Annotated in this window: 8 protein-coding genes, 1 tRNA gene, 1 rRNA gene, 1 other RNA gene and 1 other annotated feature; of the genes, 1 reads left to right on the top strand and 10 read right to left on the bottom strand. The window is 28.9% G+C overall.

What is annotated here, in order from left to right; translation table 11 throughout:
- Positions 1-282 precede the first annotated feature (282 nt).
- A complete protein-coding gene (locus BLP75_RS17795; protein WP_092727881.1) occupies positions 283-513 on the bottom strand; it encodes a glutaredoxin family protein in 231 nt (76 codons plus the stop codon).
- 185 nt (positions 514-698) lie between these two features.
- Between BLP75_RS17795 and BLP75_RS17790 the strand changes: the two genes are divergently transcribed.
- On the top strand, positions 699-1,910 hold the full coding sequence (locus BLP75_RS17790; protein ID WP_092727880.1) for an MGDG synthase family glycosyltransferase: 1,212 nt from the start codon (positions 699-701) through the stop codon (positions 1,908-1,910).
- A gap of 100 nt (positions 1,911-2,010) precedes the next feature.
- On the opposite strand, the gene BLP75_RS17785 is transcribed toward BLP75_RS17790, so the two are convergent.
- From BLP75_RS17785 to rrf, 9 genes are all read right to left on the bottom strand, one after another.
- A complete protein-coding gene (locus tag BLP75_RS17785) occupies positions 2,011-2,235 on the bottom strand; it encodes a hypothetical protein (protein ID WP_092727879.1) in 225 nt (74 codons plus the stop codon).
- Positions 2,236-2,377: 142 nt separating this feature from the next.
- Positions 2,378-2,977 (bottom strand): recombination mediator RecR, encoded by a 600-nt coding sequence (gene recR, locus BLP75_RS17780; protein ID WP_092727878.1) that lies wholly within the window; start codon positions 2,975-2,977, stop codon positions 2,378-2,380.
- A gap of 11 nt (positions 2,978-2,988) precedes the next feature.
- The gene (locus tag BLP75_RS17775; RefSeq protein ID WP_092727877.1) at positions 2,989-3,333 is read right to left on the bottom strand and encodes a YbaB/EbfC family nucleoid-associated protein; all 345 of its coding nucleotides are present in this window, start codon (positions 3,331-3,333) and stop codon (positions 2,989-2,991) included.
- A gap of 62 nt (positions 3,334-3,395) precedes the next feature.
- Positions 3,396-5,042, bottom strand: coding sequence for a DNA polymerase III subunit gamma/tau (gene dnaX, locus BLP75_RS17770; RefSeq protein ID WP_092727876.1), 1,647 nt, complete (start codon positions 5,040-5,042; stop codon positions 3,396-3,398).
- Between the two features lie 157 nt (positions 5,043-5,199).
- An RNA gene (ffs, locus tag BLP75_RS17765) (signal recognition particle sRNA large type) lies at positions 5,200-5,464 on the bottom strand.
- Between the two features lie 33 nt (positions 5,465-5,497).
- Positions 5,498-5,589, bottom strand: a tRNA-Ser gene (locus tag BLP75_RS17760).
- 3 nt (positions 5,590-5,592) lie between these two features.
- Complete coding sequence (locus BLP75_RS17755) at positions 5,593-6,045, bottom strand: nucleoside deaminase (RefSeq protein WP_092727875.1); 453 nt, start codon at positions 6,043-6,045, stop codon at positions 5,593-5,595.
- Positions 6,046-6,326: 281 nt separating this feature from the next.
- Positions 6,327-7,610, bottom strand: coding sequence for a serine--tRNA ligase (gene serS / locus BLP75_RS17750; RefSeq protein ID WP_092727874.1), 1,284 nt, complete (start codon positions 7,608-7,610; stop codon positions 6,327-6,329).
- Between the two features lie 229 nt (positions 7,611-7,839).
- Positions 7,840-8,047, bottom strand: a binding site (T-box leader).
- A gap of 372 nt (positions 8,048-8,419) precedes the next feature.
- Positions 8,420-8,501: ribosomal RNA gene (gene rrf / locus BLP75_RS17745) — 5S ribosomal RNA — on the bottom strand; the annotation flags it as partial.

The raw sequence follows: 8,501 nt of genomic DNA, 5'->3' as shown, positions 1-8,501 counted from the left end.
ATAACTTTGTCAACTTTTTTTCTTAAGTTGTTTTCGTTTGTGTTTGTCCGTTTCTTAAGGACAAGTAATACTATATCATCTTAATAATATATCGTCAATACTTTTTTATAAGTTTTTTTATATATTTTTTCCAACAAAACATTATTTAAGTAATATGCTTGGTTCTAGCTTATTCTATGTAATCTGCTTTTTTTTATTCAGGTAAATTATTTTTATATCTTATTACGAAATTCAGATTAAAAATAATGAGAAATTTTTATATTCCTCATTATTTTTATTATATTATAAATTTAAAAGTGATTTCATCCTATTTAAGTCAAACCCTAGTACATGTTGTCCATCTATTATAGTTACAGGAATAGACATATACCCCATACCGATTAACTCTTTTCTAGCTTCTGAATTCTTAGATATATTATGTTCTATGTACTCTATATTGTTTAATTTTAAAAATTCTTTCGCTTTTACACATTGAATACAACTGTCACTTGTGTATATTTCGATTTTAGACATTTCTATTTCTCCTTTATGATTATTACAATGCTTGTATTTTTTTTTATATTGTATTAGATTATTATTAACTCATTATTAGTATATAATTTATACTATATAACTTTTTAAGTTTATTGATTCTAATTAATAATACAAAAAAAAATATTATTATTCAATATAACTCTATATTTTAGGAGGATTTTATTATGAGTAAGAAGGTATTAATTATGTCGGCATCTACAGGTGGCGGTCATAATAGAGCAGCTAGAGCTATAAAAGAAGAATTAGAGCGAAAGACAATTGATGGAATACCTGTTAAGTGCGAAATAGTAGATAGTCTAAAACTAGTTAATACTACTATGGATAAAATAATCTCTCGTGGGTATGAAAAATCAGCAATTTATACACCTAAAGCTTATGGTCGTGTTTATAGATTTTCTGAAACAAGTTTAGTTTCTAAAAATGAATTTAAAGGCAATCTGCTTACATCTGTTATGGCTCAAAAATTTAAAAAGCTTCTTAAAGATTCTCAACCAGATTTAATTATAGGTACGCATCCATTCCCTATGATAGCATTGAGTACTTTAAAAAAATCTAGTCATACATATAAAAATTCTACTAATTTAGGAGATACATTTATTAAACATAATTCTAGTGTTAATGTGCCTCCAATGATTTCTGTATTAACAGACTATACAACACACTCTACGTGGATTCAAAACGAAATAAACTATTATATAGTTGGACATGAGTATGTAAAAGAATTATTAGTATTTGAAGGTGTAGATAGTAATAAAGTAAAAACATTTGGTATTCCAGTTGAAAAATCTTTTTTATCTCATAGAGATAAAGAAACTGTTTTAAACGAGCTAGGTTTATCGTCTGATAAACTTACAGTTTTATTGATGGGCGGTAGTTTCGGTGCCGGTAATATTAAAGAGACTTTAGACGAGTTATTAGACATTGATAGAGATTTCCAAATATTAGTTATAACTGGTAGAAATGAAAGTTTACGTGAGAAAATAGAGAAAAAGCTAGCATCTCATTCTCATGATAAAAATATCTGTGTATTAGGATATACAAATAAAATGAATGATATCTTAGCTTCTATTGATGTTCTTATAACAAAGCCAGGAGGTCTTACTACTACAGAAGCATTATTGAAAGATGTTCCTATGATAGTACCTTATTATATACCTGGCCAAGAAGAAGAGAATTTAGATTTTCTATCTAACTGTGGAGCTGCACTTAGAACTACTAAAAAATATACTTTACCTGTTTTATTAAAGGTACTAATAGATGACTCTACACGTCTAGATATGCTTAAAAAGAATATAAAATCTATAAGAAAATTCAATTCATCTCAAAACATAGCAAATTTAGTAGTTGATATTCTTTCTCCTCAAAATAACTATTAGTATTTATGTTATTTAAACTTTAAAATTATTTAATCATAAAAGGAGCTTAACTCAATTGAGTATAGCTCCTATTTTATTAAATATAATTAAGTTAATCTTTTTAATACCTTGGCTCGTAAAAATCTTCTTCATAATCATACTGATAATTTTTATAATTATTTCTAAATTCTGAGTTTCTAGACTTTGATGATTTTTTAGGCTTTTTTTTAATCAGTAAGCTCATATCGTCACTTTCACTAAATTTGCTTTTATCTTTTGAGCTTAGACTTTTTTGTCTTTTTTCCTTCATAGCCTTATGTTCTTCTAGATTCATAGTTGATTTCATATTGCACCCCTATTAAAATTTTTAAATGAATATACAACAAATTATACCCTAGTAAAAATTTTAGTTCAATAATTTTACTCTATTTTTTAACACAAAATTCTTCTATTAAACGACAAAAAAATCGAGGAAAATACCTCGATTTTTATATTTCTCTTCTTCCTTCTAGGGCTTTAGAAATAGTTACTTCATCCGCATACTCTAAGTCTCCACCTACTGGTAAACCATGAGCTATCCTAGTTACTTTTATTCCCATAGGCTTTAAAAGTCTCGCTATGTACATAGCAGTGGCTTCCCCTTCTATAGTCGGGTTAGTAGCCATTATAATTTCTCTTACATCTTGGGTTCCTAATCTTTGAATTAGTTCCTTTATTTTTATCATATCTGGCCCAATGCCATCCATAGGAGATATAACTCCATGTAAAACATGATATTGACCTTTAAACTCTCTAGTTCTTTCCATAGCAGCTACATCTCTAGGATCTTCTACTACACAAATAACTCCTGGATCTCTATTTTTATTTGAACACATGCTACAAGGATCTGTATCAGTTATATTACAACATACTGAACAATATTTAATTTCCCTTTTAGCCTCTATAATTGCTTTAGATAAAGCTTCAACATCATTATCATTCATATTAATAACATGAAAAGCTAATCTTTGAGCAGTCTTTCTTCCTACTCCAGGAAGTTTTGAAAATTCTTCTATAAGTCTTGTTATTGGACCTGTATAAACTTGCATATTATCACCTACTAGAATAATCCTGGTATATTCATTCCCCCAGTTAATTTGCTCATTTGAGATGATTGCATATCATCAACACTTCTTAAAGCTTCGTTAACAGCACTTAGCACTAAATCTTGTAACATTTCTATATCATCTGGATCAACTACTTCTGGTTTTATGTTTATATCTACTACTTCTTTCTTACCATTTACCTTAACAGTAACTGCTCCTCCACCAACTGAAGCTTCTACTTCTTTAGTTTCTAGTTCTTCTTGCATCTTTTGCATATTTTCTTGCATCTTTTGAGCCTGCTTTAATATATTGTTCATATTTCCAGGCATCATTCCGCCTCCAAAACCTTTCTTAGCCATAATTAAAATCCTCCTTAAAACTTTATTAATTCTATTTTAATATTATATCATAATAGTATTTACTATTTATCTCCATTTTCTTCAATACTATCTTTTATTTCTAGTATTCCTTCTCCTACTAATTCTTTAAGAATTTCTTCGCCTTTATCTACTTTATTATTTTTTATTTCTAAGTCTATACCTCTTACTTCTGACTCCAGTATTACCTTTATATTAAAACTTCTATTTATAGTTTCTCTAATTACCTTTTCTATATAAGAAATAGTTTTTTCTTCGCATAATTTTTTCTTTGCAAAACCATACCCATCTTTATATATTAAATATAATATATTATTATGCACGTTAAAATTATGAACATCTCCCAATAATACAGATAACGGTACTTGTTTATCAGCTTTTATAGCTTGTCTTATTTTAGCCCAAGATGCTTCTATTAATTTAACGTCTTCACTTTTTACATTTTCGTAGACTACTTCTTCTTCATAATCGTTTTTATGATTTTCAGCCTCACCACTATTATTGATAGTATTCTCTATTACCTTAGTATTAACCTTTATATTTCCACTTTCAATAGTTTTTTCTAAGTTTTCAATTCTTTTTATAAGTGCTTCTTTACTCTCATCAAACATAGGTTGAGCAATTTTCATCATAGTTATCTCTGCTAAAACTCTCGGATTAGATGAAGTCCTTATATTATCTTGTGTAGTTGATAATATATTAAGTATTCTTATTAGGTCATTTACATCTACATTATCTGATTGTAATTTTAATTGTTTTATTGTTTCTTCAGGCAAAGAAATAATTTCATCTAAATCGGTTGATACCTTACATACCATTAAATTTCTAAAATGATCTATTAAATCATTTATTAAATTTCTTATATCTTTACCCCATATTACAAACTCATTTAATGATTGCAGTGATTGCTTTGTATCTTGGTCTATAATATATTGTGCCATTTCAAATAACTGTTCTATATTTACAGTACCTAATAACTCTACAACATCTTTATATTCTATTTTATTATCTCCAAAAGATATACATTGATCTAAAATACTTAGCGCATCTCTAAGCGCTCCTTGTGAGTTTCTAGATATTAAGTTCAAAGCTTTTTCTTCTACTTCAATATCTTCCTCTCCACATATTTTTTTCATTCTTTCAGTCATATCTGAAACAGTTACTCTTTTGAAATCAAATCTTTGACATCTTGATAGTATTGTTGCTGGAATTTTATGTGGCTCTGTAGTTGCCAATATAAATATAACATATGATGGTGGCTCTTCTAACGTCTTTAATAAGGCATTAAATGCACCTTGTGATAACATATGTACCTCATCTATTATATACACTTTATACTTAGCTTTAGTTGGTGAGTATTTTACGCTTTCTCTAAGTTCTCTTATATCATCTACACTATTATTAGAAGCAGCATCTATTTCTACTACATCCATAATATTATCATTTAAAATATCTCTACAAACTTCACACTCATTACAAGGTTCTTGATTTTCACTATTAGGACAGTTTACTGCCCTTGCAAAAATTTTAGCTGTAGATGTCTTACCTGTACCCCTAGTACCACAGAATAAGTATGCATGACCTATATTATCATTTTCAATTTGATTTTTTAAAGTTCTCGTTATATGATCCTGACCTACAACATCTTCAAAGTTTTGTGGTCTATATGCTCTATATAATGCTTTATGCATTCTTTATCTCTCCTTAATAAAAATCTCTTCTATGTATTCTTTTCCAAAATATTATAATATTATAATTATCAAAGTTTTATTTAACTATTATTAATCTTTATTTTAATATAAAAAAAATCTCTTAAATTAAGAGATTCATCTTTTATATATTTAAATGCTGTACACCATCTATTGACTTAATCTCATAGGCGTTACCTAAACAGTTAGCTCAACTTAGGCACCCCCGCGGCACACAGAAGTGATCACTTACCGCTGCTTCCTTCCGGATCTGACGGGGTTCATGAGCTTCCATTGCGCAGGACCTAAGCGTCAACACCACTTATTTAGGGCAGCCCTACAAAAAATAAGCCTCTAGATGGAATTCAATCCTGCTAAAGCGGATTGCAGGTTACAGGGCACCGCTATCTCCCCATCTAGTACAGCAAAATTACAACCATATTTAATTTAACATCCTCTGGCGGAGAGAGTGGGATTCGAACCCACGATACGCTTGTGACGCATACTCACTTTCCAGGCGAGCGCCTTCGACCGACTCGACCACCTCTCCTTATTATCTTTTCCTTAAAGTCTTAAAAAATTCTTGTAATATATTAGAACATTCATCTTGTAAGACACCGAAAGAAACTTTAACGTTATTTTTTTCATAAAAATCTATTTTAAATTCATGTTGCATTTCTGTATATGAATTTTTTATATGCTTAGTTCCTATTATAAGATTCTTTATTCTAGAATTAACAACGGCACCACTACACATTATACATGGTTCCATAGTAACATATAAATCACAATCAATCAATCTCCATCCACCTAGATTTTGTGCTGCTTGTCTAATAGCTAAAATCTCAGCGTGTGCAGTACAGTCATTTAAAGTTTCAGTAAGATTATGACCTCGTCCTACTATTTCACCATCTTTAACTACAACCGCTCCAATTGGAGTTTCTTTTTTTTCATATGCTTTATATGCTTCTTTTAATGCTTCCTTCATATAGAATGATGTTTCCATACTGCCTCCTAGAACTTATAACACTTTTATATTATCATAATTTTTTTTATAATTCAACTTAAATTTTATATTACCTTATATATAATATCTACATTTTTGTTAATACTTAGTACTTATTATGATAAATAGTTGATTAATTTTTTTATATTACATATTTTAATTTCAATAAATTACCATGTTAAATATCTTAAAATAAAACATTTAATTAAAAATAAAAAAGTAGTTTATCTAGTTAGACTAGATAAACTACTTATCTAAATATAATTTATATTAAAAATTTCTTATAATTCATCTTTCTTTATAACATCTACACCCATATATGGTCTTAATGCTTCTGGAACTACTACTGATCCATCAGCTTGTTGGTAGTTTTCTAATATTGCAGCTAAACTTCTTCCTACTGCTAATCCTGATCCATTTAATGTATGAACGTATTCTGCTTTAGATTTTTTATCTCTCTTAAATCTTATACCAGCTCTTCTAGCTTGGAAATCTTCGAAGTTTGAGCAAGAAGATATTTCAACATATCTGTTGTAACTTGGCATCCATACTTCTAAGTCATATTTAAATGCTGCAGTGAATCCTAAATCTCCTGTACATATTCTTACTACTCTGTATGGTAATCCTAACATTTGTAACATTTTTTCTGCATCATTAGTTAATTTTTCTAATTCATTGTAAGATTCTTCTGGTGCAACAAATTTAACTAATTCAACTTTATTAAATTGATGTTGTCTTACTAATCCTCTAGTATCTCTACCAGCAGATCCTGCTTCTGATCTGAAACATGGAGTATATGCACAGTATTTTACAGGTAATTGTTCTAGAGATAATATTTCATCTCTGTGTATGTTAGTTACAGGTACTTCTGCAGTTGGTACTAAGAAGTAATCTACACCTTCTATTTTAAACATATCTTCTTCGAATTTAGGTAATTGTCCTGTTCCTACAAAGCTTGTTCTATTAGCCATGAAAGGTGGTAATACTTCTGTGTATCCATGTTGATCAACATGAGTATTTAAGAAGAAGTTTATTAAAGCTCTTTCAAGTCTAGCTCCTAATCCTTTGTATAAAGTAAATCTTGATCCAGTTATTTTACCAGCTGTTTCAAAATCTAATATTCCTAATCCTGTTCCTAAATCCCAGTGTGCTTTTTCTTCGAATTCAAACTTTGGTATTTCTCCCCAAGTTCTTACCTCAACGTTGTCTTCATCTGTAGTTCCTTGTGGAACATCTGGATGAGGAACATTAGGTATTCTCATTAAATTGTATTCCATTTCTGCTTCAACAGCTCTAACTTTTTCATCTATCGCCTTTATCTTATCAGATAATTCTTTTAACTCAGCTTTTGCAGCTTCTACATCTTTACCTTCTTTTATTAATTGAGGAATCTTCTTAGATTCAACATTTAATTCATTTTTCATTACTTCAACTTCTTTAAGTAACTCTCTTCTCTTATCATCTAATTCTATAACTGCTTCTAGATTGAATTCTTTTTCTCCCCTTCTATCCATAGCTTTTTTTATATCTTCTAAGTTTTCTCTTATTCTTCTAACATCTAACATTATTTTTTCCTCCTGATTTTTTTATTTTTTACTCTAATTTACCACTTTTGAGTTGTATAGAATTTATTTTTTATTTATAAAAGTTGCGCCTACTGTTATAAATATCTTTATTAGTTTAAGTTAAATAAATCTTTAATAACGTTTTTTTCAATACATGTATTATAAAAACTAAAATTATTTAATTGTTAAAAATAGTTGAAGGTAATAAAAAAAGACCCTCGTTCCCTATAAAAGGGACGAAAGTCTTGATCCGCGTTGCCACCCTAATTGATTATATATAAATATAATCCTCTCAGTCCTGTAACGTAGGTTTACGGTTAATCATTATCCGATTAACAGCTCCAGAATAGATTCAACAACCATTGTAATGAGTTCACACCAACCACTCACTCTCTGAATACAAAATGCTATTTACTAATTTCCTTCTCAGCTTTTCAACTAATTGTTTTATTTGATACTCATTATATTATATATGTTAACAACTTTCAATAGTATTATTCAAATTTTTTTATTTATTTTTTATTTTATAGTTTGTAAACCTGTTATGTCCAAGCTATTCGTATAGTATGTTGATCAATATAAAGTCATCAAAAGCTTCTTATTTTCATCAAAGCAATATAAATTTTTTACTTGTATTATGTTTTTATATGCATTTACAGACTAGTTTTGAGCGAAAATGGTATATATTTTTTTTAATATAAAAGTATTGAATATGATCTATAATATAGGTAGCTCTATTGAAATTTTAATTTCACATAAAAAAACATCCTAAAATTTTTAGGATGCTTAAAAATACAATAAAAAAGATTACGTGGCTACGTCTTACTCTCCCAGGGGGTCGCCCCCCAAGTACCATCAGCGCTAAAGAGCTTAACTTCTGTGTTCGGAATG

Source organism: Romboutsia lituseburensis DSM 797 (genome assembly GCF_900103615.1).
GTDB classification, from domain to species: domain Bacteria; phylum Bacillota; class Clostridia; order Peptostreptococcales; family Peptostreptococcaceae; genus Romboutsia_F; species Romboutsia_F lituseburensis.
This window is presented reverse-complemented; position numbering and strand designations above follow the sequence as displayed.